The following is a 26,103-nucleotide window of genomic DNA, read 5'->3' on the forward strand; positions in this document are numbered from 1 at the left end:
GAAGTGGCGCAGCGAGAACGAATCACGAATGAAACTGTGCGTCTGGAAAAACATCATTAGCACAGAAAAAAGCAGACTGTTCCCAGTCTGCTTTTCCCATTACGATCTAAAGAAATCAATCAGCGGCTGAAAATCCTTAGACAAATCAACGTCATTCGGCTCTGCTTGAAGCAGGCGGTCAATCATTTGCTCTAATTCCTCAATATCGTTTTTATCTGTGTATTCAATGAAGTTTAAGCTTTCAAGCCAATCTCGGTATGAATGTTTAGCTTTGCCGTAGCTATTTCCAAAGACGAGGCATGGCGTTTTTGTGATAATCGAGAAGATCATAGCGTGAAGGCGGTCTGTCACCACCAATTTACTGGAACCAATGCGGTCGAGCATTTCCATGAAATGCTTTTCCCGATCCTCGTAATCAATCATATCGACCGTATCAAGCACCGTGTCTGTACGCTCCGCATAGGTTGTTTTTTCTGCCCATTTCATCATGTGTGAAATAAAATCTTCATCGGTTACCTTCTCCTTGTCCGCTCTTAAAATAAAAAGAACGCCGTCCCGTTCAAGCTCTTTCGGTACGATATCCAAAGACAGCACCATATCCGGTGTAAAGATGACATCTGAATTGAAGGTTTCTTTCACAACATCGAGCGTCTGTGTCTCCCGCGCGGCAATCGTTAAATTTGGATTTTGATGATACGCATCCTGTGTTTTTTTCTTTTCTTTGTTTCCGTCCTCTGTATCTTCAAAATAGACGGATTGCGGAAGAGAAATGGATTTATAGTCTTTAAACGCTGCAAAGACCTTCCTTCTGTCCTCCTCAATATCAAGGTAAAGGTTCCCCAGATTTCCTCCGCCGGTAAAGCAGACAATATCGTCTTCACGGATGATCTCCTTCACCAATTCAATGCCTTCGTCCGTCGCGTAGTCCATAATTTCAATATATTCATAGTACGGAAAATGATTTTTAATAAATTTCTCTTCCGCATACGCAATCGCTTGGTCTCCGATGTTTGTGTAACTCGGAGAACCAAACAAAAATACTTTTCGTTTATCATTTAATAAGGCTTCGGGTTTTACATTCGGTGCGATCCCTTTTACTAGTTTTTTGCCTTTGATTTCTTGTACAGTCATGTCTGTGTCCTCCTTCTAGGTTGTGCTTGGTTATCTGTCTGTACCCAGAAAGGAGGGTGTATATGCACGGGCATGTGCTTGACCGGCTTTATATCAGATACATCGTTTTCGCCAGTTTTAAGGATGCCGCAATGTTTCTTGCCGTTCTTTCCATATTCTCGGCTGCATGCTCAAGTGCGTCTGCAAGGGGCACGGCTCCCGGCACGATGCTGAAAAGGGCGTCCATCCCGTGTGCATAGACCGCATCACTGTCTCGCGAAACTGATCCCGCAAGTCCAATGACAGGCACATCGTATGCCTTAGCCGCTTTGGCCACGCCAATCGGCGTCTTGCCGTAAACTGTCTGGCTGTCAATCCGCCCTTCGCCGGTAATCACAAGATCTGCATCCTGAACCTTGCTTTCAAACTGAACCGCATCGAGGACGATATCAATGCCTCTTTTCAAATCAGCACGAAGAAAAGTAAACAGACTCCATCCGAGACCGCCTGCTGCACCGGCGCCCTCTGTTTCCCTGAAGCTTGTTTCAAGCGTTGTTTCTGCCACATCCGCAAAGTGAGACAGGTTCCGGTCAAGTATACGCACCATGTCAGGCGTGGCGCCTTTTTGAGGACCGAAAACAGCGGAAGCCCCTCTTGGCCCTGTTAACGTGTTATCCACGTCGCAGGCGACTTCAATTTTCACATTTCGTAATCTGGGATCAAGTCCTGCCACATCTATTGAGGAAAGCTGAGAAAGCGTACCGCCTCCGGGGCCGATTTCATAGCCTGATTCATCAAGAAGCCTTCCGCCCAGCGCCTGAACCATCCCGGCTCCGCCATCATTTGTGGCACTTCCGCCGATTCCGATGATCAAACGCTCTGCACCCGCATCAAGAGCAGCAGCGATTAATTCTCCTGTTCCTCTAGTAGAAGTGACAAGCGGATTCCTCTTCTCTGCGGGCACAAGATGCAACCCTGATGCGGCAGCCATCTCAATCACAGCTGATTTTCCGTCTCCCATTATGCCAAAAAACGCTTTTACCGGTTCCCCCAGCGGACCCGTGACAATCTGCTCTGTTATGGTTCCGCCCGTGGCATCAATTAATGACTGGACAGTCCCCTCACCGCCGTCCGCCATCGGCAGCTTCCGATATTCGGCATCGGGGAAAACCGTTTTGAAGCCTCTTTCTATGGCGTGAGCAGCCTCTAACGCTGATAAGCTTTCCTTAAAAGAATCCGGTGCAATAATGATTTTCATCCAATCGCCTCTTTCAAAAAGTGATGATTTACACTGTCTTTCTTCAATTTACCATAATTACTTTTGGGGATATATACCAATTTATCAGGAAAAATTTTATTAAAAATTAGAAATGAAAGTGTTTGCATTAATGAAACATTCACGTTATCATACTTGTATACAAGTATACTCCTTAGTGAGGAAGGTGAGCGTATGCTAGACTCCAAGGACCTGTTGTATCCCGCAAAATGGCTTTCAAAAGCGTCAACCGGCGTTCGCGTCGCATGCGAGCTGAGAATGCGGATTATTTCAGGCATGATTGAAAGCGGTACCATTCTATCAGAAAATACAATCGCGGCTGAGTTTTCCGTAAGCCGTTCGCCGGTTCGCGAAGCGTTAAAAATACTGGCTTCCGAAAAAATCATTCGTTTAGAACGAATGGGAGCGGTTGTGATTGGGTTAACTGAAAAGGAAATCGCAGAAATATATGACGTGCGTTTATTATTAGAAACGTTTGTCTTTGAACGGCTTGTCAAAATTGACATTGAGCCTTTAATCAAAGATCTCAGCAAGATTCTAGAAATAATGAAAGTCTCCATCAAATACGAGGACGCGGACGAGTTTTCATTTCAGGATGTGTTATTCCATGAAACGATTATCCGCGCCATTGATCACTCATACATTCAGATGATCTGGAACAATCTAAAACCCGTAATGGAAAGCTTTATTCTTTTATCAATGCGGGTACGGTTAAAGGAAAAGTACGAAGATTTCTCAAGGATTCTGGATAACCATGAGCTATATATTCAAGCGATCAAAACAAAGGACAGGGCGCTGATGGTTCAGTCTCTGCACCAGAATTTTGACGATGTGCAAGAAAAAGTAGAGGACCTCTGGCTCTCACAACAAATGCTGGCAAAAGGAGCTGAACACCAAAATGACTAGTTATATGTTAGGAATCGATATCGGTACGACCAGCACAAAGGCTGTATTATTCACTGAAAACGGAGACGTGGTACAGAAAGAAAGCACCGGCTACCCGCTCCATACACCGGACATCTCAACAGCTGAACAAAATCCGGAAGAGATTTTTCAGGCTGTCATCCATACAACTGCAAAAATCACGAAACAGCACCCGGAAAAACAAATCTCATTTATTTCCTTCAGCAGCGCCATGCACAGCGTCATTGCCATGGACGAAAATGATCAGCCGCTGACGCCATGCATCACGTGGGCAGACAACCGAAGCGAAGGCTGGGCGCATAAGATTAAAGATGAGCTCAATGGGCATGAGGTTTACAAACGAACAGGAACACCCATTCATCCGATGTCACCGTTAAGCAAAATTACATGGATTACAAACGAACGAAAAGAAATTGCTTCTAAAGCCAAAAAATATATCGGCATCAAAGAGTACATTTTTAAACAGCTATTTAATGAGTATGTAATCGATTACTCATTGGCATCAGCGACAGGGATGATGAACCTGAAAAGCTTGGATTGGGACGAGGAAGCACTGACGATCGCAGGCATTACGCCGGATCACTTATCCAAACTCGTGCCGACAATTGAGATCTTTCAGCACTGCAGCCCGAAATTAGCGGTACAGATGGGAATTAATCCAGACACACCTTTTGTCATCGGCGCAAGCGACGGCGTACTGTCCAATCTCGGTGTGAATGCCATTAAAAAAGGAGAAATCGCCGTTACGATCGGTACGAGCGGCGCTATCCGAACCATTATCGACCAGCCGCAAACCGACGAAAAGGGGAGAATTTTCTGCTACGCGTTAACGGACAAGCATTGGGTTATCGGCGGTCCGGTGAACAATGGGGGCATCGTTCTTCGCTGGATCAGAGATGAATTTGCTTCATCAGAAATCGAAACAGCGACAAGACTGGGAATTGACCCGTATGACGTGCTGACGAAGATTGCTGAACGCGTCAGACCGGGTTCTGACGGCCTGCTGTTCCATCCGTATCTCGCCGGGGAACGCGCTCCGTTATGGAACTCTGATGTACGGGGCTCATTTTTCGGCCTGACCATGTCACATAAAAAAGAACATATGATACGTGCAGCATTAGAAGGGGTCATTTACAACCTGTACACTGTGTTCCTGGCGCTAACAGAATGCATGGACGGACCGGTCACCCGAATTCAAGCGACTGGCGGCTTTGCAAGATCAGAGGTTTGGCGGCAAATGATGTCGGACATATTCGAATCTGAAGTCGTCGTTCCCGAAAGCTACGAAAGCTCATGTCTCGGCGCCTGCATTTTAGGCCTGTATGCGACAGGGAAAATCGATTCGTTCGATGCCGTGTCCGACATGATCGGCAGCACGTACAGACATACGCCAATCGAAGACTCAGCCAAAGAATATAGAACATTAATGCCGATATTCATCAATCTATCAAGATCATTAGAAAATCAATACACCCAAATTGCAAATTATCAAAGAAGCCTAATTACACACAAATAGCACATGACATGAAGGGGAGGGCATTATCATGCCATTAATCATTGTTGCACTTGGGATCTTAGCATTACTATTTTTGATTATGGGCTTGAAATTAAATACATTTATTTCCTTATTAGTTGTATCATTCGGCGTGGCACTGGCACTTGGGATGCCGTTTGATAAAGTTGTCAGCTCCATTGAAGAAGGTATAGGGGGGACACTTGGCCACATCGCACTCATCTTCGGTCTCGGTGCGATGCTGGGCAAGCTGATTGCTGATTCAGGCGGCGCACAGCGTATAGCAATGACGCTCGTCAACAAATTCGGGGAGAAAAATATACAGTGGGCTGTTGTGATTGCTTCCTTTATTATCGGAATCGCGTTGTTCTTTGAAGTAGGATTGGTTCTATTAATCCCGATCGTATTCGCTATTTCAAGAGAATTGAAGATTTCTATTTTATATCTCGGTATTCCGATGGTCGCAGCATTATCCGTCACACACGGGTTCCTGCCGCCGCACCCGGGACCGACAGCAATTGCCGGAGAATACGGCGCAAATATCGGGGAAGTGCTGCTGTACGGCTTCATTGTTGCTGTTCCGACAGTCCTGATTGCAGGGCCAATATTTACAAAGTTCGCGAAAAAAATCGTTCCTGCATCATTTGCGAAAAACGGAAATATTTCGTCACTCGGCACACAAAAAACATTCAAGCTTGAAGAAACACCAGGCTTTGGAATCAGTGTGTTTACAGCAATGCTTCCGATTATCATCATGTCGATCGCTACCATCATTGATTTGCTTCAAGAAACAATAGGATTTGCGGATAACAGTTTCCTGGCTTTCATCCGTTTAATCGGGAATGCATCGACTGCCATGATTATCTCACTGCTCGTCGCTGTTTACACAATGGGAATCGCACGCAATATTCCAATCAAAACCGTCATGGACTCTTGTTCTACAGCCATCTCGCAAATTGGCATGATGCTGTTGATCATCGGGGGAGGCGGCGCCTTTAAACAAGTGTTAATCAACGGCGGTGTCGGCGACTACGTAGCGGATTTATTCAAAGAAACGGCATTATCGCCGATTCTGCTGGCATGGCTCATCGCAGCGATCCTGCGCATCTCCTTAGGATCAGCAACCGTTGCCGCATTAAGCACGACGGGACTCGTCATTCCATTGCTGGGACAGTCCGATGCCAACCTTGCATTAGTGGTGCTCGCAACAGGCGCAGGAAGCGTCATCGCTTCACACGTCAACGATGCCGGCTTCTGGATGTTCAAAGAATACTTTGGATTAAGCATGAAAGAAACATTTGCCACATGGACCTTGCTGGAAACAATTATCTCCGTTGCTGGACTAGGATTTATATTATTGTTAAGTTTAGTTGTATGAAATTAATGAAGGAGATGTAACACACATGTTCAATACAATTGGTGTCATAGGCTTAGGCGTAATGGGAAGCAATATCGCCTTAAACATGGCAAATAAAGGCGAAAAAGTCGCCGTCTATAATTACACCAGAGATTTAACGGACCAGCTTGTGAAAAAGCTGGATGGACAATCGCTGAGCCCGTACTACGAGCTTCAAGATTTTGTTCAATCACTAGAAACACCCAGAAAAATTTTTCTGATGGTCACAGCGGGAAAACCGGTCGATTCCGTCATCCATTCGTTAATGCCTTTACTAGATGAAGGAGACGTCATCATGGACGGAGGCAACTCCCACTACGAAGACACAGAAAGAAGATATGACGAGCTGAAGGAAAAAGGAATCGGCTACTTGGGAATCGGCATTTCCGGCGGGGAAGTCGGCGCATTAAAAGGGCCTTCCATCATGCCGGGCGGAGATCGAGACGTTTATGAAAAAGCCGCTCCGATCCTGACCAAAATCGCCGCACAAGTCGGAGAAGACCCATGCTGTGTCTACATCGGACCAAAAGGGGCAGGGCACTTTACAAAAATGGTGCACAACGGCATTGAGTATGCAGATATGCAGCTGATTGCTGAAGCCTATACATTTCTTAGAGAAACGCTTCGTCTGCCGCTCGAAGAAATCGCCAGCATCTTTGAAACATGGAACCAAGGTGAGCTGAAAAGCTATTTAATAGAGATTACAGCGGAGATTTTACGGAAAAAGGACGAACATACAGGTCAGCCGCTGATCGATGTCATTCTTGATAAAACCGGCCAGAAAGGCACAGGAAAATGGACAAGCATGCAAGCTATTGATAACGGCATTCCATCCGCTATTATCACCGAGTCCTTGTTTGCCCGCTACCTGTCGTCCTTAAAAGAAGAACGTATGGCGGCTGAGCAATTGTTAGCCGGTCCGGAAACAGAGGAAAAACATTACGATAAGGATCTCTGGATTGAATACGTCAGACAAGCCTTATACATGGGAAAAGTATGCGCCTACGCACAAGGCTTTGCTCAATATAAAATGTCATCTGAGCTTTACGGATGGAACCTGCCGCTTAAAGACATCGCTTTGATTTTCCGCGGCGGCTGCATCATCCGCGCGGATTTCCTGAACGTCATCAGCGAAGCATTCCAAGAGCAGCCAGATCTCTCAAACCTGCTGATTGCACCTTATTTTTCAGAAAAGCTTAAAGCTTATCAGACAGGCATGCGAAAAGTCGTTTGCGAGGGAATCAACGCCGGAAGCGCATTCCCATGCTTAAGCACCGCGCTCTCTTACTACGACGGCTACCGCACAGGGCGTTCCAACGCCAACCTATTACAGGCGCAGCGCGATTATTTCGGCGCCCATACGTACGAGCGGACAGATATGGATGGCGTTTTCCATACCAATTGGTCTGATGCAAACTAATAGATAAGGCTGACAGCTGGAGCTTTTATACCAGCTGCCAGCTTTTTTTATAGGCTAAACTCACATATCGCAACTAATTGAGAATCAGACATATAAAATTTGAATATTTGTCAAAGTGTAATTTATGCTGATCACACCAGCACTTTCCTACACGATGAAAGGAAAAAGAGAAAATAATTAAGGGGTTTTGTCTTGACAAAAAATATATATTAATTAATAATTCATATATAATTAGAATTATTATTGAAAGCACTATTGCTTTCTAAACCATTTTTAGGAGGAATAACATTATGTCTTTAATCGGTAAAGAAGTACAACCATTCGAAGCAAAAGCATTCAAAAACGGTGAATTCATCGATGTAACAAACGAATCTCTAAAAGGTCAATGGAGCGTATTCTGCTTCTACCCAGCAGATTTCTCTTTCGTATGCCCAACTGAGCTTGAAGATCTTCAAAACCAATACGTTGCACTTAAAGAATTAGGTGTTGAAGTGTACTCTATCTCTACAGATACTCACTTCGTACACAAAGGCTGGCATGACAGCTCTGAAAAAATCGGCAAAATCACTTACGCAATGATCGGTGACCCATCTCAAACGATCTCTCGCAACTTCGATGTTCTTGACGAAGAATCTGGTCTTGCTGACCGCGGAACATTCATCATCGATCCAGATGGCGTGATCCAAACTGTTGAAATCAATGCAGGCGGTATCGGCCGTGACGCAAGCAACCTGATCAGCAAAGTAAAAGCAGCACAATACGTTCGTCAAAACCCAGGTGAAGTTTGCCCGGCTAAATGGGAAGAAGGCGGCGAAACGCTTACACCTAGCCTTGATCTAGTAGGTAAAATCTAAGGAGTGCATTCAATTGGTACTTGATCCAAATATCAAAGCACAATTAAATCAATACATGCAGCTAATTGAGAACGACATTGTTCTCAAAGTGAGTGCAGGTGAAGATGACACTTCTAAGGACATGCTGGCTCTCGTTGATGAGCTGGCTTCCATGTCATCTAAAATCACTGTTGAAAAAGCTGAATTGAACAGAACGCCAAGCTTCAGTGTGAACCGCGTCGGAGAAGACACTGGCGTCACTTTCGCCGGTATTCCTCTGGGCCACGAATTCACATCATTAGTGTTGGCGTTGCTCCAAGTGAGCGGCAGACCGCCTAAGGTAGATCAGAAAGTCATTGATCAGGTGAAGAAGATCAGCGGTGAATACCACTTTGAATCTTATATCAGCCTGACATGCCACAACTGTCCTGATGTTGTACAAGCTTTAAACATGATGAGCGTACTGAATCCGAACATCACTCACACTATGATTGACGGTGCGGCATACAAATCAGAAGTTGAAAGCAAAAACATTATGGCAGTGCCAACGGTTTACCTAAACGGCGAATCCTTCGGAAGCGGCCGTATGACCCTCGAAGAGATTCTTGCGAAAATGGGCAGCGGCGCAGATGCATCTGAGTTCGCTGACAAAGATCCTTACGACGTTCTTGTTGTCGGCGGCGGACCTGCCGGCGCAAGTGCAGCCATTTATACGGCACGTAAAGGAATCCGCACAGGTGTTGTCGCTGAACGCTTCGGCGGACAGGTTCTCGACACAATGAGCATCGAAAACTTCATCAGCGTAAAAGCAACTGAAGGACCGAAGCTTGCTGCAAGTCTTGAAGAGCACGTGAAGGAATATGATATTGATGTCATGAACCTTCAGCGCGCAAAACGACTTGAGAAAAAAGATCTGTTCGAACTTGAACTCGAAAACGGTGCTGTCCTGAAAAGTAAAACAGTCATCCTTTCAACAGGTGCCCGCTGGCGCAATGTCAACGTACCTGGTGAACAAGAGTTCAAAAACAAAGGTGTCGCATACTGCCCGCACTGTGATGGACCATTGTTTGAAGGCAAAGACGTAGCCGTTATCGGCGGCGGAAACTCTGGTATCGAAGCAGCGATTGATCTTGCAGGTATTGTTAATCACGTCACTGTGCTAGAGTTCGCGCCGGAACTGAAGGCAGACGAAGTCTTGCAAAAACGTCTCTACAGCCTGCCAAACGTCACTGTACTCAAAAATGCACAAACAAAAGAAATCACAGGCGATCAGAGCGTAAACGGCATCACATACACAGACCGCGAAACAGGCGAAGAAAAACACGTTGAACTCCAAGGTGTATTCGTCCAAATCGGTCTCGTGCCAAACACTGAATGGTTAGACGAAACCGTTGAACGCAACCGCATCGGCGAAATCGTAGTCGACAAAAATGGCGCTACAAGCGTCCCAGGCTTATTCGCTGCCGGCGACTGCACAGACGGTCCTTACAACCAAATCATTATTTCAATGGGATCAGGAGCGACTGCCGCTTTAGGCGCGTTTGATTACCTTATCCGTAACTAATACAAGAAAGCCTCTATATTGCCTGATTGGCAGCATAGAGGCTTTCTTTTTTACACCATATTGCATATTTTATCCACTTGTAATAGAATTGTAATATTGTAGTGTGAATCGTCACTTCACACTAAGCATATTTGCTGTTTTTAAAGCGAAACGCACTGATTTTCTATTTAAAGTACCTTGATACTTTTTGACCTTGTTTTTCAGATCTTTAATGGTTTTTTCCTTTTTGGCATTTTCTAATGCCACAAGCGCTTCCCAGCGTTTAGCTGTTTCTGTAGAACTGCAGCCGCTAACTGTAGTCACAGGCGGAAGAAGCTTCGTACTAGATAGCTTTTCGTCAAAAGGAACTGTATCAGGAATCATCTTCTCTTTATAAATATGCTCCAATTCATTTTTATTTAAGAAGCTGATAAAATGGTCAAAGTTTTGTGCTTGCCGTTTCTCAGGCTGATGGAAATCAAGTGTTTCAATTAATTCTGACAGTTTTGTCTGAGCCGTTATCTCATTTGCCATGACATGCGTTAACTGATGGTACTCAGCTAATTCCCGCATTCTGGCATCTTTCGGCAGCAAAAGGCTCGGTGTTCCGGCGATCGTCGCTGCGATATTTCCATGCAGTCTTGCGCCAAAGCTCAAATCAGCTTGTTTCAGGAAGTCCAGCCAAGTCGGCACATTTAAAAAGAACCGCACTCTATCATTCTGATAAGCAGGGTCTCCCATGCTGACCGGATAATTATCGGCAGGCTTCGCTAAAGCAGGGGCACCGGCATATGTCAGAATCATCTCTTTCCGCCATTGCGGGATAAAGTAATGATTAGGGAACTCTTTCATGCTTCTCGTAATGAAGTCCAGCACATGCTTAGGAGACAGCCTTGACGAGTTAACCGTCACCATCGATTCTGATGTGATATTGGTTTCTCTTATCTTCAGTTCTCTTCCAAACGCATACATAGAAGGACAGCCAATTACCGTATGGTCAACACCTTCACGGAAGCCTAATCTGGAAAGGTATTTCGCTGTAATCTCACCGCGGACACCGATCATATTGGATCTCTCCAGCACCGCACTCACAAATGCCTTTACATCCTGATCAAATGGGAAACCCTCATTTAACTTCGGTTCAAATGGAGCACGCAACCCAACACCAATTACAACAACCGGAATGGTTAGTTTTTTGATTAATTGGGTATATTTCCGTAATGAAGGCACAAAATCCTCTCGGAATGCATCTGCCAGCGGAATAATGTACATATCATACTTTTTATTGATTTGTTCAGCATCTGCCGGATTAATTCGATAATAATCAGGAGTAATTGTTGTTTCTTCCGTCATCAGCGTACGAAACACACTGTAAGCATACACTAGGTTTCCTACGTTGCCGCCGATGGAGTTGCGAACAATCATTTCAGCTGCATTAAATGTATCAAATGGTGATATGCCAGCTCTTATTAAAATGTTTTTCAATGTGATGTTGCCCCTTCCTCGCCAAATTTTTGTCAGGAGATTTGCTTAGGGAACTCTATCATGATCTTAAAACCTTCAGCCGGACACCCGCTTTCATCCCTTTTTACTCACAAACTCTCTCCCTTTCTTCCGTTCTAATATTAAATTATACAAAAAAGAATCTTACAGGTGAAATCATAACACAGCAATCAGCGTTGGTAATCTATTCCCATTACTGGATATCGGTTCGGATCACAAAAAAACCCGAACCAGGCACTTCGGTTAAGTGCTCGACTCGGGCCATCTGCTTTATAATTCCTCACCATTCGTTTGAATGACTTGTTTGTACCACTCAAATGAATCTTTCTTATACCGCTTCATGGATCCATTTCCTTCGTTGTCACGATCAACATAGATCATGCCGTAGCGCTTTTTCATTTCGCCTGTTGTAAAGGAAACGATATCAATAATGCCCCACGGCGTGTAGCCGATTAAATCTACACCGTCATAAGTGACCGCTTTTTCCAGTGCTTCAATATGTGATTTCAAATATTGAATACGTTCCGGATCATGGATGGTACCGTCCTCTTCAAGCGTATCAACCGCCCCAAAGCCGTTTTCAACGATGAATAATGGAATTTGGTATCGATCATAGAGACGATTTAATGTGTATCTTAAACCAGTCGGATCAATCGCCCAGCCCCAGTCACTGGATGTGATGTACGGATTTTCAACACTATTCGGCAGCCCGCCGTTTACGACATCTCCCGTATTGTCATTTTCGACATCGCTTTTCACAGTTGTCGACATATAATAACTGAAGCCCAAATAATCGACTGTTCCATTTCTCAAAATCTCGTCATCGCCATCTTCGATCGTGATATTGTATCCTTCTCTTTCAAACTCTTTTAGCGCATACTTTGGATAATAACCGCGAACCTGCACATCCGGGAAGAAATAACGCTGTCTCATTTCTTCTTCAGCAAGCATCACATCTTCCGGATTAGCGGAGTAAGGATAAATCGGCACGTGTGACACCATGGCCCCAATTTGGAACTCAGGGTTGATTTCCTTTCCTTTTGCCACTGCCAATGCGCTTGCAAGTAACTCGTGGTGCGCCGTTTGATACATGACTTCCTTGGCATTTTCATTTTCTCCGACCACGACACCTGAGTTCGTCCATAGGAACAGAGGGTTGTTCACATCCATCTGGTTATTGATCTCATTGAATGTCATCCAGTACTTCACTTTATCTTTATATCGGTTGAAGCAAACCTCAGCAAATTTGACGAAAAAGTCTACGACTTTGCGATTTCTGAAGCCGCCGTATTCTCTTGCCAGATGGAGCGGCAGTTCAAAATGAGACAGTGTAATCACCGGCTCGATTCCATGCTTCAGCAATTCATCAAATACATTATCGTAGAACTGCAAGCCTTCTTCATTCGGTTCAGCCTCATCGCCTTTCGGGAAAATCCGGCTCCAACCGATGGACGTCCGCAAGCATTTTAATCCCATTTCCGCAAACAAAGCGATATCTTCCTTGTATCTGTGATAAAAATCAATGGCTTCATGGTTCGGATAAAATTCGTTCTCTTCAATGGAATCCGTGATTTTTCTCGGTACGCCGTGCGCACCCGCTGTCATCACATCGACGACACTTGGCCCTTTACCGCCCTGATTCCATCCTCCTTCAAATTGGTGGGCAGCTAAAGCGCCGCCCCATAAGAAATCCTTCGGCATTTTTTCCATCTTATATTCCTCCCTAGCTTACGACTGTAAATAATTTTTGGTCTAACGCACTTACTTCAAGATCCTCGATGAGAATTTCCTGATACGCATGTGAATTCGTGATGATGACTGGGGTAATCGTTGTTAACCCTTTCTGTTCAATGAATGCTTTATCAAACTCAGCAAGCACCTCGCCTTTTTTGACTGTATCTCCCTCTTTCACCTTTAAGGCAAAAGGAGTTCCGTCTAACGTCACTGTATCCAGCCCGATGTGCACAAGCAATTCGACGCCAGACGCCGAACGAAGGCCGATCGCGTGCTTTGTAGGCGCAACCATGACGACGGTTCCGTCAAACGGAGCATAGAGCTTATTATCGGATGGCTCGATCGCCAAGCCTTGTCCCATGGCACCTGAGCTGAATACCTCATCAGGCACCTTAGAAAGCGGAATGACCTTGCCGCTAAATGGCGCATAGACTGTCTCTTCATTTGCCTGTTCCGCCAGAAGATTATCCTTTTCCGTCTGTGCAGCAGTATCTTCACCGTAGCCAAAGATCTGAATCAGCACAACAGGAAGAATCACCGCAATCGCAGCACCGATTAAAATACCCCAGATGGACGTCGGGAATTGTTCATTGATGCCATTCACGATCGTCAGAGGTCCCGGAAGTCCGGCATACGCAAAGTAATACGGATTAAAGAAACTGGCCGTGATGGCACCAACCGCCCCGGAAATACAGCCAAAGATAAACGGCTTCTTAAATCTTAAGGTCACACCGTAGATCGCCGGCTCAGTAATGCCAAACAGTCCGGTCACCCCAGCTGACACACTGACTTTTCTCGTTTCCTTATTTCTCGCCTTTAAGATAACGCCAAGCACTGCGCCAACCTGTGCAACCACCGCAATCGTTTGATACGCCTGGAATGAATCCCGTCCGTATAGATCATAGTTCGCCAATACCATAGGCGTAATGCCCCAATGTACGCCAAAGATCACGATGACCTGCCAGAATGCGCCGATGATGGCTCCAGCCAAAGCCGGCACGTTTTCCGCCAAGAAGTTGAAACCGTTTGCAATCCCATTTGCGCCTAGCGTTGTCACAGGACCAATAAGGACAATTGTTACTGGCACCATAATGACCATACATAGGAAAGGAACAAATAACGGTCTGATCACTTCGTTCATTCTCTTATTCAAGAATCGTTCAAGGTAAGACAACATCCACACTAGAAATAATGGCGGCAGCACGGAAGATGTGTATGTCGTTTGCGATAAAGCAATCCCTAAGAAGGAAATGCTCTTTCCGTCTGCGATTTGAGTCGCCATCTCCGCCCATGTCGGGCTGACTAACGCGGCACAGCACGCTACAGCGATATACGTGTTGGTCTTAAAATGCTTTGATGCCGTAATCGCGATAAAAATAGGCAAAAACGTAAACGGCGCCCATGATATGAAACTAAAAACCTGATAAGTTCCCGTTTTCTCAAAGCCATCAAACAGTAAATTAATGAGAATTAATGCACCTTGCAAAATACCAGCCGCAGCCAAAATGTACACAAATGGCGCAAATACCGCTGACATAGTCGCAATAACACGGTTCAGGATCGTTCCTTTATTTTCGCTTTGGTCACCAGACAGATCAATATTGACCAGCTTCGAAAACGCATCGAAAACGTCCCCTACATGCTGTCCAATAACAATCTGAAATTGCCCGCTGTTCTCTACGACCGTAATTACGCCGGGCATGGATTTAACGATATCTTTCGCTTGCGGCTTAGACCGCTTCAGCACCAAGCGAAGCCTGGTTGCGCAGCGAGAAGCCCCTATCACATTCTCTTCCCCGCCTACCGCCTCCAAAATGTCTTTTGCTAGTCTCGTATAATCTCTCACTTTCCCCGACATTTTCACCCACCCCTTTGTTTTGGTTACGCTTTCATTATAATTGTACCGGTATAATTTATCAATACTCTGACAAAGTATTTATACCTTTATCATTTATGTAAGCGGTTTATGCTATAATTTTGATAAGTGAAACTAAACGAATGAATGAGGAATGCGTATGTTAAAGTACCAGCAAATCGCAGCGGAGATCGAAAAGTATATAGAAGAACACGAGCTTAAACAGGGAGATAAGCTGCCAGTGCTAGAAACCCTCATGGCCCAGTTTGAGGTCAGCAAAAGCACAATCACAAAGTCTCTGGATCTACTAGAACAAAAAGGCGCGATCTTTCAGCTCAGAGGAAGCGGCATCTTCGTCCGAAAGCATAAACGAAAAGGCTACCTCAGCCTCCTGTCGAATCAAGGATTTAAAAAAGATCTCGAGGATTTCAATGTCACCTCAAAGGTCATTGAACTGGACGTGAGAAAGCCAACACCGGAAGCGGCAGAAAACCTCAACATCGGACAAGATGAGGACATCTACTTTGTCAAAAGGGTCCGCTACATCAACGGCCAAACCCTATGCTACGAAGAATCCTATTACAACAAATCCATCGTAACGTACTTGAACAAGGAAATTGTTTCTCACTCAATCTTTCATTACATCCGGGAAGGATTGGGACTGAAGATTGGCTTTTCTGATTTGTTTCTTCACGTGGGTCAGCTTAATGAAGAAGAAGCGGAGTACTTGGGGCTGGAGGCAGGACTGCCCAAGCTTTATATAGAAAGTATTTTTCATCTGACAAATGGGCAGCCGTTTGATTTCTCGAAAATCTCTTATCATTATGAGCAGTCGCAGTTTGTGGTGCAGGCGAATAGTTTTTTGTTGTAGGGCAGCTGCACCTTGCTTCTAATGAAGAAACACCCCTCTTCTATCAATCAACTATGGAAGGTGGTCGACATGTACAAAATCATCATTCCTGCCATACTAGCCATCTTCGTGCTCTGGATACTATTACAGATTTCACTAGAGATGAGCATCTTTAAGAATCCAATGAATTACTTTATCGTATTCATTATCTTTTTCCTCTTTATGAAGATGGTGAAAGAAAAGCATTGAACGGCTATAGGAAACCAGATTTGTACTGAAATCTGGTTTTTTTGTGCTTCACTTTATTCATCCATTTTATCCTCACTCATTTCGCCACCCTCTTTCCCTCATTTTCATTGTCTCTAAAAGGAGTTATGCGTTACTATCGTATAAGGGTCCAATGATGAAAAATAATGACATACTTTTAAATTAACCTGATATGCACACGCTCATAAATAGGGGTTTATTCTAAAAAGGGGATGGACGGTTTTGGAAAGCAAGTACTTAGATCTACTCGCACAAAAATACGATTGTGAAGAAAAAGTGGTAACGGAAATCATTAATTTGAAAGCGATACTGAACCTGCCAAAAGGCACCGAGCATTTTGTCAGTGATTTGCACGGGGAGTATCAGGCATTCCAGCACGTGCTGCGTAATGGTTCGGGACGAGTCAAAGAGAAGATACGCGACATTTTCAGCGGTGTCATTTACGATAAAGAAATTGATGACTTAGCAGCATTGGTCTATTACCCGGAAGACAAACTGAAGTTAATCAAACATGATTTTGATGCGAAAGAAGCGTTAAACGAGTGGTATAAAGAAACGATTAACCGAATGATTAGGCTTGTTTCTTATTGCTCCTCGAAGTATACCCGCTCCAAACTGCGTAAAGCACTGCCTGCCCAGTTTGCTTATATTACGGAGGAGCTGCTATACAAAACAGAACAAGCTGGCAACAAGGAGCAATATTACTCCGAAATCATTGACCAGATCATTGAACTTGGCCAAGCCGATAAGCTGATCACCGGCCTTGCTTACAGCGTTCAGCGATTGGTGGTCGACCATCTGCATGTGGTCGGCGATATTTACGACCGCGGACCGCAGCCAGACAGGATTATGGAGGAGCTGATCAACTATCATTCTGTCGATATTCAGTGGGGAAATCACGATGTCCTTTGGATCGGCGCCTACTCCGGTTCCAAAGTGTGCCTGGCCAATATTATCCGTATCTGTGCCCGCTACGACAACCTGGATATTATTGAAGACGTGTACGGCATCAATTTAAGACCGCTGATGAATCTGGCCGAAAAATATTACGAAGATAATCCAGCGTTCCGTCCAAAAGCAGACGACAACAGGCCAGAGGATGAGATTAAGCAAATCACAAAAATCCATCAAGCCATTGCCATGATCCAATTCAAGCTTGAGAGCCCGATTATCAAGAGACGGCCGAACTTTAATATGGAGGAACGGCTGTTACTGGAAAAAATTGATTATGATAAAAATGAAATCACGCTGAACGGAAAAACATATCAGCTGGAAAACACCTGCTTTGCGACAATCAATCCGGAACAGCCAGATCAGCTATTAGAAGAAGAAGCAGAAGTCATAGACAAGCTGCTATTCTCTGTCCAGCATTCCGAAAAGCTGGGCCGCCATATGAATTTTATGATGAAAAAAGGCAGCCTTTATTTAAAATATAACGGCAACCTGTTAATCCATGGCTGTATTCCTGTCGATAAAAACGGCAATATGGAAACGATGATGATTGAGGATAAACCGTATGCGGGCCGTGAGCTGCTCGATGTATTTGAGCGGTTCTTACGGGAAGCATTTGCCCACCCGGAAGAAACCGATGATCTTGCCACAGATATGGCTTGGTATTTATGGACAGGCGAGTACTCTTCCCTCTTCGGAAAACGCGCCATGACGACATTTGAGCGGTATTTCATTAAAGAAAAGGAAACGCATAAAGAAAAGAAAAACCCGTATTATTATTTACGCGAAGATGAGGCAACCTGCCGAAACATCCTGGCAGAATTCGGCCTCAATCCAGATCATGGCCATATCATCAACGGCCATACACCCGTAAAAGAAATCGAAGGAGAAGACCCAATCAAAGCAAACGGAAAAATGATCGTCATCGACGGCGGCTTCTCCAAAGCCTACCAATCCACAACAGGCATCGCCGGCTACACGCTGCTATACAACTCCTACGGCATGCAGCTCGTCGCCCATAAACACTTCAACTCCAAGGCAGAAGTCCTAAGCACCGGAACCGACGTCTTAACGGTGAAACGATTAGTGGATAAAGAGCTTGAGCGGAAGAAAGTGAAGGAAACGAATGTTGGTGAGGAGTTGTTGCAGGAAGTTGCGATTTTGGAGAGTTTGCGGGAGTATCGGTATATGAAGTGAGAGATGTGGGGTTCAGAGAAGATAATATATTCCCTCAAGGTAGACAGATAAATAACTTGGGGGGTTTCATGGTTTGATAATCGCACTCAAAAGAAGACAAAACAAACACATTCAGAATGTGACGTGATATGAGCAGGGGAATGCTTCGATGAAAGAGATTGCAAAAAATATGGCATTCAGACCGAAACAATTCATGAATGGAAGACATTGCACGACATAGCCGGAGCTGACATTGAAAGCCTGAAACTTTTTACAAATCATTAGTTCTACTCTTCACAACTGAAACAGCTCCCTGGCAAGCACTTCTTATCCGTACGCTATTCCCAAAGAGAAATTACGATAAAGTATCAAACTTCCAATAAATCTGCTCAGAACAGATGGGCTGAGTTTTATAATGATTTATAAAACGTTAAAAGATAGCAGGAGCAGAAAGAATCATATTATAACCAAACGGAAGAACATTTCATTAGAAGAACGGAATGAGATGATGAAGATTTGCCTGACTATATAGAAAGGATTACACAAGATCAATAGGCATTCATCAAGTCTCATATCATCAGATAGATCAATGGCAAATGACAAACGAGGAATACGAAAAATAGACACAGAGCGACACCTGAACCCAAAAGCAAGACCAAGAAATGTATTCTTGGTCTTATAAAGAATAGTTAAGATTTTTAAGACCAATAGCTAAAACAAGGATTGAAAATAAATGAAGCTTAGAAATGCCTTAAATTGTTCTATAAAACATATTTGTTAGAAAATTACCAGTCAAGTATCTCTTTTAATTCCATATATTCTTCATAATATCTTTCTTTATCAAAATTATTTTTCAATCCTTCTTCAGAAAAATCAGTTATAGTATTATCTTCTATATTAAAGAACTCAATATAATTTTTTTTGAGAAATGTTGCTAGATGCCTAGGGAAACCTAAGTTTTGTAATTCTATTATTATATAATCATTTGTTCCATACTCTAAAAAATCTGACCAGTTAACACTTTGTTTCAATCCTTCATTCTTATTTATAAAATCGATTAGCATAATATAATTTGTCATATAATTTTTCACTTTAAAGCGTAATATATTCTCTATATCCGAAATAACATTATTTACAATTTTATTAATATGAACTCTATTTGTAGGATTAAAAGGTTCTGACAAGTTACTTGTTATAAATATTTCTTTTTCATTGAGAATTAGATAATTTATTGCATCTCTAATAATTAAATTTAAGGGTTTTGAATTGATCCAAGAATTCATTAAAACAGCATAATATGTTAGAATACTTCTATTTTTAGCTAAAGGTTTCCTACCTCCTGACTCCTCATATCGCCAATTGTAATAGTCATAAAGTTGATTTAGAATTTCTAGGCAGTTTCTGTAGTTTACTTCTTCGGGGATTTCTGACAAAAAACTCCCTATATCTAAGATATTATTTTGATATTTTAGTTTAATATTCATACTTTGTGCTAAAATTTCCTTTGGAACAGCGTTGTTATTATCAATATTATTAAGAATTAAAGTCCCATCTTTGTTATTATTAATAAATTTACTCCTTAAAATTGAATCCGTCTTGGATAAACTGTGATAAGCTAATATATTTCCATAAGAATCAAGCATCTTTTTTTCACTATCTGATACACTTTTTCTAGTAAATGGTTTTCCCTCTAATGATCTTCCTATATTTGTATAAAACCTTCCTTTATCTGTCATTATAATAGATTTAGCCTTGCTTACTTTTTTATTTTTTACTACCAACAAATTCTCCTTAGGTTTATCCCATCTATTTTTTTTCTTAATTAACCTTAGACAAATAATATTACCACTTAAATCTTTAGTTAATCTTCCAGCACGACCTGCTAAATTCCAAAAATCTATATCAGAAAATGGTTTGAGACCAATAGCATTGCTTAAAATGAAAATATTCTTTGCCGGTAAATTAACGCCTTCTAATAGAGTAGATGTGCAAAAAATATTATCTATAACTTTATCTCGGAATAATAATTCAATCTTTTCTCTTATTCTTTGTGGTAGCCCTCCAAAATGAAAAGCTATTCCTTTTTTTAGACAATCGACTAAATAATAATCTTCATGCATAGTTTTTTGCACCAATTCTATCAATGAATCCAAATGAGGATCATTTTTAAAGTTCAAACTCTTTGCAAATTGTAAAGCATAACTAATAGTGTCATCAATGGTATTACAATATATTATATTTTGAACATCTCTTCCTAATATTTTAATAGCATTTCTTAAATTAGTATGTTCTTCATTAGAATAGGCGTTATATGGAATTTCAATTTCCTTACCATTTTCAGAAAACATTAATGCTTTTTTTTCTATACAATCTATAAAGAATCTATTTTGTGATACTGAATTTTCTGTAATGCTTAGAGTTTCATCTGTACTGTTACCAAATAACTGTAAAAATATTTCGCTATTTCTGATGTTAGGTGAAGAGAAATAAAGATTTACACTTTTCCTTTTAGCCAACATTAAAGCATGATAAAATAGAGGTGCTCTTGAATCATTTTCAGATATCAGTTTTTGTGCCTCATCTACAAATATATAATTGATCGCGGGATTGTCATTTGATAAATATGAAATTAACCTTTCAGGAGTAAATACAAAAATATACTTATTTCCTTTATTTTTATAGAGTGTAGGTACAGTGGGTTGAGATAATATTTTGTATTTTGGCTCAGATATCTCTTTTATAAGTTTAAATTTTACTTGATTTATTAATGCTCTTGTAGGTACAAGAATGACAATATTAACTGATGCATTTCTTTCTCTTATAAGATATTCTATAAACGATTCAATTATAAATGATTTTCCGAAAGAGGTAGGCCCAGAAAAACTAAAGTGATTACTTTCTTTCAATTCTTCAAAAACCTTATATTGAGGATCTGAGAATATATATTTTGAATTTGGGGCCTTTTGGTAAGTTTCTTTAATTATGGATTCTATTTTCACTTCATCCAAGAGTATTTTTTCATTATTAATTGCCAGTTGAAGTGAAGGGAAATTACCTAGTTTAACCATTACAGTTGCAGCTTGCATTTTAAAAAATTGATCTTCATTATAAAAACTGTACAATAAACTGATAATCTTATAAGAAAGATTACGGGCTTCTGTCTCGTCTGATCTACAAAGTATATCAGCAAATCTTAATAAGTCAGTGTACTCTTTTTTATTCAAATTTTCTTTTTCAGAGTACCCAACAAGCTTATAGCCATACATTTTTTCTAATTTGTAAATTAATGATTCTAAATAGGGATCTTTAAGAGCTTTGCTAGCAAGTACCTTAAGAAAACTCATGTCGTTATTCCTTTCATTATTTCTTTTCGATTTCTATCTAGTTCAGTAAATGGTAGGGCATATATATAAAAAGAGTATCCATATAATTCATATTTTTTTATTATAGTATCAATATGCTTTAATTCTTTGTTGACTTGTGATCTAACTTCTTCTTCAATAGTTATTCTATAATTAGAACTATTCATTTGTTTCAATTCGTCGGTAAGAGTTATTTGAAATCCAACGAAAATACCAAAGGCGTCATCTACGTAAAATTCTTCATCGGTAGTTGGATAAATTAACTTTGTTAAAAATTCTTGCTCCTCTTTTGTCCAGCTTTCATGATCTAAATTATCACTTATCAGCCTTTTTTCGAAGTTAATTCCACTTTTTTTATTACCCTTATCATTAATCTCATTAATAAATTGATATATTGATTTAAAGGCTTCCGATATAGCTGTATTTAGTTCTTTTATAGTCTTTGATTCACCAAATACTAATTGATAGTTATTATCAGGAGTTTTCAAAAAATGCACTCCATCTGAACCATTTACATACATACTTGTTGAAGTTTTCATTTCCAGCTTTGAAAGAATTTTTGGAGCTTTTAAATGGCCTTCTAAAAAGCAATATAATAAAAACTCTCCTAGTTCGCCTGTATTTTTTTTATACTCAACAAACTTCTCACGAGCTACTTTAGAAAGAGTCATAGGTCTATTAGAATATGTTTTTTTTACTTTTCTTGATATAGCAAAATCTGCTAAAGGTTCTATTAATTCATCAATGATCCTATTGTAATCGAATTTATTGGCGTTTATGGGACATAAAAATAAGTTCACTTTACTTCCGGTATTGCTAAAATCATGGGTATCTAGGAGCTTAAAAACTTTTAGAAAATCATTTGATCCTAAGCTTAATTCCATAATTTTTTTCTCCTTACATAAATAATTTTTTTAGTAATGTCTACTTTTTATACGAGCTCTTTACAACTCAAATTTCATTTTGTTTACAGTCCATATGAAACCAATTCTTTGTTAACAACATATACTAGAATGGAACATTAATTATACTTTTTGATAACCAGCTTCATGTTAAAAAACTATCTTAAGACGAAGCTGGTTAATGTACCTTTATATTATATTTTTATCATAAATTATCTACTTATGATAAGGCTCCCCACGATTAATCCGAAAAGCCCGATAAATCTGCTCCACTAAAATAAGCCGCATCAACTGATGAGGAAACGTCATTTTTGAGAACGACAGCTTTTCATCCGCTCGCTTCATCACTGCATCACTCAATCCGAGTGATCCGCCGATGACGAAGGTGACTTTGCTTTTTCCATAAGTAGCCAGCTTATCTATTGTATCGGCTAGCTCCTCGGATGTTTTCATTTTTCCTTCGATGGCGAGGGCGATGACGTGGGCGTCGGGGCTGATTTTTGATAGGATGCGGTCGCCTTCTTTGTCTTTTATGATTTTCATGTCCTGGTCGCTTAGGTTTTCCGGCGCTTTTTCGTCCGGGAGTTCGATGATGTCGATTTTTGCGTAGGCCGAAAGTCGTTTGGTGTATTCTTCAATGCCTTGCTTGAGGTATTTTTCTTTTAGTTTTCCGATAGTCACAATATTGATATTCACAGGTCATCCCCACTTTAGAAACAAGTTATTCATATACGTTGTCCACAATTGTGGATATCTTTTCTGTATTTTGTGTAAGATCATTCGTTCCCCACTATATATACTGCGGGGTCTCCACATAATTCACAGGCTGTGGATAAACTGTTAGTATGTTCGATTTTTCTGATTTCGGGCGGCAGCTCGTGGTCATCTATGTACATATCCAGCACGGTTTCGATGTGTTCTTCACAGGAATAATACGTTTGTTTCATGTTCAAATCCTCCGATGGTTTCTTGCATTTTCGCAAATATTCTCTTCCCAATATAACCTATTTATTCACATGTTAGTAGTGCTTCGGGCTGAGTTTTATCCACAAATCGACAAACAAGCTGTTGATGACTCTATTTCGCTCGTATGTTAGTTTGGATGTAACCGATGTTTGGGGAGGTCTGCATATGCGCTTCAGATGGGTTTGGCTTTTTGTGATCATGTTGTTGCTTGCTGGGTGTCAGCCGTCTTATTGGGTGTTAGAGAAGGCGCGGATCGGTGAAGGCAGTTCCGAGCTAGAATTATACGCAAATTACCTTCAAACACATGATGATGTGAAAGGATACCAAGTCTTCACCATATCAGAAGGCAAAAAAATGGTCGTGGTGTCTCTCGGAAGCAGCGAGAAGGATAAGAAGCTTGAGGTGTCAGACGTCAAATACTCGCCTAAAGAAACGATTGTAACTGTGAAACGAAAGCCGGCTCCCGAGGAAAATGAGAAAAACCCTTATATTCTGATTGGACTGGACAAAATCGAAGGGGATTTAATCGTCCAAGACGAATCAGGAGATCGCTTTGAAGAAACCGATTATCAGCAATAAAGCCGGCGTTCGATTGAACCGCCGGCTTTTTTTTATTTCAATGCTCCATGCGGATCAATCACAAATTTCTTCGCCGCTCCTTTGTCAAAGTCGCTGTAGCCTTTTGGCGCGTCGTCCAGAGAAATGACAGTGGCGTTGACGGCTTTTGCGATTTGCGCTCTGCCGCTCAGGATCGCTTTCATGAGATTGCGGTTATACTTCATGGCCGGTGTTTGTCCGGTGACGAAGGTATGGGCTTTTGCCCAGCCTAGGCCGAATCGGATTTTTAATGAGCCTTTTTTGGCCTCTGCGTCGCTTGCGCCCGGGTCTTCGGTCACATATAAGCCTGGAATGCCGAGACTTCCGCCAACCTGGGTGACGTCCATGATCGAGTTCAGTACGGCTGCTGGCGCTTCTCCTTGGCTGCCGTGTCCGGACGCTTCAAAGCCGACACAGTCCACTGCGGCATCCACGGTTGGTTCCCCTAGTATTTGTTCAATTTGTTCGCCGAGGCGGTCGTGTTTTTGTACGTTGACCGTTTCGCAGCCAAAGCTTCTGGCCTGTGCCAGTCTGTCTTCATTCAAATCGCCTACAATCACTGTGGAAGCGCCAAGGAGCTGGGCGGAGTGCGCGGCGGCTAAGCCGACAGGTCCCGCTCCTGCGATATAGACAGTCGATCCCGTTTGCACACCCGCTGTGTACGCCCCGTGGAAACCGGTCGGAAAAATGTCGGACAGCATGGTTAAATCAAGAATTTTCTCCAACGCCTTTTCTTTATCCGGGAAGACCAACAGCTGAAAATCAGCGTACGGCACCATGACGTATTCAGACTGGCCGCCGACCCAGCCGCCCATATCGACGTAACCGTAAGCCGATCCCGGCCGGTCCGGATTGACATTCAGGCACACATGCGTTTTCTGCGTTTTGCACATCACACAGCGTCCGCAGGCAATGTTGAAGGGAACGGATACGATGTCGCCTTTTTTGATAAATTCAACGTCCCGACCCGTTTCAATGACTTCTCCCGTAATTTCATGCCCGAGCACCAAGCCGTCAGGGGCCGTCGTGCGGCCTCTGACCATGTGCTGGTCGCTTCCGCAAATGTTTGTGGTAATTACCTTCAAAATCACCCCGTGCTCACATTTCCGATTCACATTCGCCTTCGGAACGCCGGGCCCGTCCCTCAAGATTAACTCCGGATAGCCGATATCCTCCACCGCCACGTTTCCTTTGCCTTTGTAAACAACCGCTTTGTTTCCTGTCAACGCCATTCCTCCCATTCATGTGTTTGGACTTTGCGTCCTTGAACATGACTTCGGTTCGGCATGACCCTTTCCCTTTTTCACGCCTGCTTTTTCTGTATTCTTACAACAACAAATATGCCAAGAAAGCAGCCGATAATGGTTCCGATGAGGTCAAACCAGTCCAATTTTCCTCCATTCAACAGGAACACAACAACCGCCGAGATGATGCCGATGATAACTGCCAGAAGAATGACCCGTTTGGTGCGCATATGCTTCCTCCTTTATCTGCATCCATTTTATATATCCATTTTACAGTAATTAACACCTGTTTGCTTGAAAAGGCCATTCGAGCTTTATAGTTTTGAACCTCGTTTAGATGGAGGCTGGACAACGTTCTATCATTGATATGTATCAAATTGCGCAACAGAAAAAAGAGACTTCACAAGTCTCTTCATAAACAGCGGTCAGTTGAATAATAATTTCCTGAGAAATAATGTGACAACACTGGCTGCTAACGCAATTGCAGTATAAAGCACAACCCAAAACATGAATGAACTGTTACCAGAGGCTAACGTAAACAACAATATCAAACTCGCAATAAGCACGATGAGCGGACCAATCCAAACTTTCTTCCATATGAAATAACCCGCTGCACCAATTACGCCTGACATCATCGGAAAAACAAAAACGATGAGCAGTATAACGGCTCCCAAGTCGGAA

22 protein-coding genes are annotated in these 26,103 nt (G+C 42.3%); 10 read left to right on the top strand and 12 right to left on the bottom strand.

Features of this window, described 5'->3' with window-relative positions; translation table 11 throughout:
• Positions 1-99: 99 nt before the first annotated feature.
• Both NSS75_RS21560 and NSS75_RS21565 read right to left on the bottom strand, forming a co-directional pair.
• Positions 100-1,131, bottom strand: coding sequence for a polysaccharide pyruvyl transferase family protein (locus NSS75_RS21560; RefSeq protein WP_101859675.1), 1,032 nt, complete (start codon positions 1,129-1,131; stop codon positions 100-102).
• An 88-nt stretch (positions 1,132-1,219) separates the two neighbouring features.
• Positions 1,220-2,368, bottom strand: a complete 1,149-nt coding sequence (locus NSS75_RS21565; RefSeq protein WP_339235086.1) for a glycerate kinase — start codon at positions 2,366-2,368, stop codon at positions 1,220-1,222.
• Between the two features lie 192 nt (positions 2,369-2,560).
• Between NSS75_RS21565 and gntR the strand changes: the two genes are divergently transcribed.
• The 6 genes from gntR (at position 2,561) to ahpF (ending at position 10,036) form a co-directional block, all read left to right on the top strand.
• Entirely contained in the window at positions 2,561-3,292 is a 732-nt protein-coding gene (gene gntR / locus NSS75_RS21570) for a gluconate operon transcriptional repressor GntR (RefSeq protein ID WP_339235089.1), read from the top strand.
• Positions 3,285-4,826, top strand: coding sequence for a gluconokinase (gene gntK / locus NSS75_RS21575; protein WP_339235092.1), 1,542 nt, complete (start codon positions 3,285-3,287; stop codon positions 4,824-4,826). The genes gntR and gntK overlap by 8 nt, the downstream gene beginning before the upstream one ends.
• Before the next feature lie 28 nt (positions 4,827-4,854).
• The gene (gene gntP, locus NSS75_RS21580) at positions 4,855-6,201 is read left to right on the top strand and encodes a gluconate permease GntP (protein ID WP_024123483.1); all 1,347 of its coding nucleotides are present in this window, start codon (positions 4,855-4,857) and stop codon (positions 6,199-6,201) included.
• A 25-nt stretch (positions 6,202-6,226) separates the two neighbouring features.
• Positions 6,227-7,639: a decarboxylating NADP(+)-dependent phosphogluconate dehydrogenase gene (gene gnd / locus NSS75_RS21585; RefSeq protein ID WP_339235095.1), complete on the top strand. Its 1,413-nt coding sequence runs from the start codon at positions 6,227-6,229 to the stop codon at positions 7,637-7,639.
• 290 nt (positions 7,640-7,929) lie between these two features.
• Positions 7,930-8,493: an alkyl hydroperoxide reductase subunit C gene (gene ahpC, locus NSS75_RS21590; protein ID WP_339235098.1), complete on the top strand. Its 564-nt coding sequence runs from the start codon at positions 7,930-7,932 to the stop codon at positions 8,491-8,493.
• A 13-nt stretch (positions 8,494-8,506) separates the two neighbouring features.
• The gene (gene ahpF / locus NSS75_RS21595) at positions 8,507-10,036 is read left to right on the top strand and encodes an alkyl hydroperoxide reductase subunit F (RefSeq protein WP_095712603.1); all 1,530 of its coding nucleotides are present in this window, start codon (positions 8,507-8,509) and stop codon (positions 10,034-10,036) included.
• A gap of 111 nt (positions 10,037-10,147) precedes the next feature.
• On the opposite strand, the gene NSS75_RS21600 is transcribed toward ahpF, so the two are convergent.
• The 3 genes from NSS75_RS21600 to NSS75_RS21610 form a co-directional block, all read right to left on the bottom strand.
• Positions 10,148-11,500: a polysaccharide pyruvyl transferase family protein gene (locus NSS75_RS21600; protein ID WP_339235102.1), complete on the bottom strand. Its 1,353-nt coding sequence runs from the start codon at positions 11,498-11,500 to the stop codon at positions 10,148-10,150.
• A gap of 288 nt (positions 11,501-11,788) precedes the next feature.
• Positions 11,789-13,228, bottom strand: a complete 1,440-nt coding sequence (gene bglA / locus NSS75_RS21605) for a 6-phospho-beta-glucosidase BglA (protein WP_339235105.1) — start codon at positions 13,226-13,228, stop codon at positions 11,789-11,791.
• Positions 13,229-13,241: 13 nt separating this feature from the next.
• Complete coding sequence (locus NSS75_RS21610; protein WP_339235108.1) at positions 13,242-15,110, bottom strand: beta-glucoside-specific PTS transporter subunit IIABC; 1,869 nt, start codon at positions 15,108-15,110, stop codon at positions 13,242-13,244.
• A gap of 157 nt (positions 15,111-15,267) precedes the next feature.
• Between NSS75_RS21610 and NSS75_RS21615 the strand changes: the two genes are divergently transcribed.
• The 3 genes from NSS75_RS21615 to fbp all read left to right on the top strand — a co-directional run bounded on the left by NSS75_RS21615 (position 15,268) and on the right by fbp (position 18,372).
• On the top strand, positions 15,268-15,978 hold the full coding sequence (locus NSS75_RS21615; protein WP_339235111.1) for a GntR family transcriptional regulator: 711 nt from the start codon (positions 15,268-15,270) through the stop codon (positions 15,976-15,978).
• Between the two features lie 69 nt (positions 15,979-16,047).
• Complete coding sequence (locus NSS75_RS21620; protein WP_106019867.1) at positions 16,048-16,206, top strand: hypothetical protein; 159 nt, start codon at positions 16,048-16,050, stop codon at positions 16,204-16,206.
• Between the two features lie 240 nt (positions 16,207-16,446).
• Positions 16,447-18,372 carry a fructose-1,6-bisphosphatase gene (gene fbp, locus NSS75_RS21625; protein ID WP_339235116.1) on the top strand — a complete coding sequence of 642 codons (1,926 nt, stop codon included), beginning with the start codon at positions 16,447-16,449 and terminating at the stop codon, positions 18,370-18,372.
• A gap of 764 nt (positions 18,373-19,136) precedes the next feature.
• Here fbp and NSS75_RS21630 read toward each other — a convergent pair.
• The 4 genes from NSS75_RS21630 to NSS75_RS21645 form a co-directional block, all read right to left on the bottom strand.
• Complete coding sequence (locus tag NSS75_RS21630) at positions 19,137-21,695, bottom strand: DEAD/DEAH box helicase (RefSeq protein ID WP_339235120.1); 2,559 nt, start codon at positions 21,693-21,695, stop codon at positions 19,137-19,139.
• Entirely contained in the window at positions 21,692-22,597 is a 906-nt protein-coding gene (locus tag NSS75_RS21635) for a DUF1837 domain-containing protein (protein WP_339235123.1), read from the bottom strand. Before NSS75_RS21635 ends, NSS75_RS21630 begins: the two co-directional genes overlap by 4 nt.
• 234 nt (positions 22,598-22,831) lie before the next feature.
• Positions 22,832-23,311 carry a 23S rRNA (pseudouridine(1915)-N(3))-methyltransferase RlmH gene (gene rlmH, locus NSS75_RS21640; protein ID WP_003226975.1) on the bottom strand — a complete coding sequence of 160 codons (480 nt, stop codon included), beginning with the start codon at positions 23,309-23,311 and terminating at the stop codon, positions 22,832-22,834.
• 80 nt (positions 23,312-23,391) lie between these two features.
• Entirely contained in the window at positions 23,392-23,562 is a 171-nt protein-coding gene (locus NSS75_RS21645) for a CxxH/CxxC protein (protein ID WP_003236479.1), read from the bottom strand.
• Positions 23,563-23,746: 184 nt separating this feature from the next.
• Here NSS75_RS21645 and NSS75_RS21650 point away from each other — a divergent pair, with 184 nt between their 5' ends.
• Positions 23,747-24,160, top strand: coding sequence for a hypothetical protein (locus NSS75_RS21650; RefSeq protein ID WP_198098252.1), 414 nt, complete (start codon positions 23,747-23,749; stop codon positions 24,158-24,160).
• Between the two features lie 32 nt (positions 24,161-24,192).
• Here NSS75_RS21650 and fdhA read toward each other — a convergent pair whose 3' ends face one another.
• The 3 genes from fdhA to NSS75_RS21665 all read right to left on the bottom strand — a co-directional run bounded on the left by fdhA (position 24,193) and on the right by NSS75_RS21665 (position 26,096).
• Positions 24,193-25,419 (bottom strand): formaldehyde dehydrogenase, glutathione-independent, encoded by a 1,227-nt coding sequence (fdhA, locus tag NSS75_RS21655; RefSeq protein WP_198098253.1) that lies wholly within the window; start codon positions 25,417-25,419, stop codon positions 24,193-24,195.
• A 62-nt stretch (positions 25,420-25,481) separates the two neighbouring features.
• Entirely contained in the window at positions 25,482-25,652 is a 171-nt protein-coding gene (locus tag NSS75_RS21660) for a hypothetical protein (protein WP_024123503.1), read from the bottom strand.
• 195 nt (positions 25,653-25,847) lie between these two features.
• Positions 25,848-26,096, bottom strand: coding sequence for a DUF2651 family protein (locus NSS75_RS21665; RefSeq protein WP_326331362.1), 249 nt, complete (start codon positions 26,094-26,096; stop codon positions 25,848-25,850).
• Between the last annotated feature and the right edge of the window lie 7 nt (positions 26,097-26,103).

It is taken from the genome of Bacillus sp. FSL K6-1012 (genome assembly GCF_037964915.1).
GTDB classification, from domain to species: Bacteria; Bacillota; Bacilli; order Bacillales; family Bacillaceae; genus Bacillus; species Bacillus halotolerans.